Below are 1,412 nucleotides of genomic sequence, written 5' to 3' on the forward strand. Positions count from 1 at the left end.
CAGGTATAAGCGGTTACGGTGGCGACACCATTATCGCCACAGGCATTGTACCATCCGGAAGGATTATACCATTCCAGACAATTTTTGGTGGTATTAAAAATGGTTAAACCTTCTGCGGGGTTGCTAATCGCATCTCTTTCTGTTGTGGTTAAACGTGGGGGCAGAAACCCTTTGTGTTTGCTCGCGAGTTCTAAAACCGCTGAGGCATCAGGATTAGGAATTCCGATCCCGACCTGCGACTGCATGCTATATCCTACAAGCAATAGGAGTAGTAATGTAAAGTTCTTCATGTAATTATTTTTTTGCTTTTTGTCAATTCGATACTTAAAAAAAACTACCCAAATGAGCTAAAAAGAATGATCTGTAAAGAGACAAAATTCAGTGCAATAAATACTTCTTAATTGTACCATAATAGGACATTATTACAAGAAACAAACCCCAAAATTTCAGCTGAAATTTTGGGGTTTAGAAGTATTTTGGGTTGTATTTAATGTTTTTTTTAGTTCTTTATACATCTTATACTACGACCCTCTGATGCTGGAGCATTGCTAATCCCAGCATTAAGGGGGGATATACTAAAGAAAAAGGGAAACCTTGCAGCTTGACTATTAGTACTACTACTCCAATAACCAGAAGAAATTCCTGTAAAAGTGTAAGTCCCGTTAACATTTCGATGTCCTGTTACAGGCAGTTTTAGTGGCGTATTACTAAATGCAGTTGTGCTATTTGTTATGTTAGCTTGTCTCATTTCGTTTTGCCATTCTGTTCTGGTTGGCAATCGAAAACCGGCAGGACACGGATTGTTAGTACCAGTAAGACCTTGCCATAAATTATAATTAGTAGGTGAACGCCAATTATTAGTTGTTGCTGATGTAATTATAAAATCCCCATGTCCTGGAGAATCTGTTCTTGCTATAGTAGGGTTAAGAGGAGAGTTTAACTTTTCGTGTCCGTCAGTAGCACGTCCCCATTGATACAAATCCCCGTATTGTGCCGCATCGGTCATAGAGGTTGCCGGAGCTGTGGCACCAAGATTAAAAGCCATCCAGGTTTGTCCCGCTGCACCTATAACTGTTATAATTTTGATATCAGTAATTCTGCTAAAACTACAGCTGTTAGGGCTGGTGTTCAAAGCAAAGGTATGATTTCCTGCTACAAGAGGTATACCCGCTGCATGAAGTACGATATCATGATTACCTATTGAGGTAAAATTACCTCTGGCACTAAAGGTTACACCGTTTTCGGTAGCACTAATGTCGTAACTTCCGGGAACGGAAACGGTAGCGGTAATGGTCTGGCTTACGCCCGATACTGGGGTTCCGGCTTCCATAGTACCCGTTTCAAGAGTACCGCAGGTATAAGCGGTTACGGTGGCGACACCATTATCGCCACAGGCATTGTACCATCCGGAA

At 41.3% G+C, this 1,412-nt stretch carries 1 protein-coding gene and 1 pseudogene; both read right to left on the reverse strand.

The features are described 5' to 3' along the window. Window positions 1-290: pseudogene (locus B0A66_RS19850) on the reverse strand (hypothetical protein); the annotation flags it as partial. A 209-nt stretch (window positions 291-499) separates the two neighbouring features. Continuing rightward, on the reverse strand, window positions 500-1,412 hold a 913-nt coding region (locus tag B0A66_RS19855; protein WP_208862610.1), incomplete at its 5' end, for an FISUMP domain-containing protein.

The sequence above is a fragment of the Flavobacterium hercynium genome (assembly GCF_002217285.1).
Classification (GTDB): Bacteria; Bacteroidota; Bacteroidia; order Flavobacteriales; family Flavobacteriaceae; genus Flavobacterium; species Flavobacterium hercynium.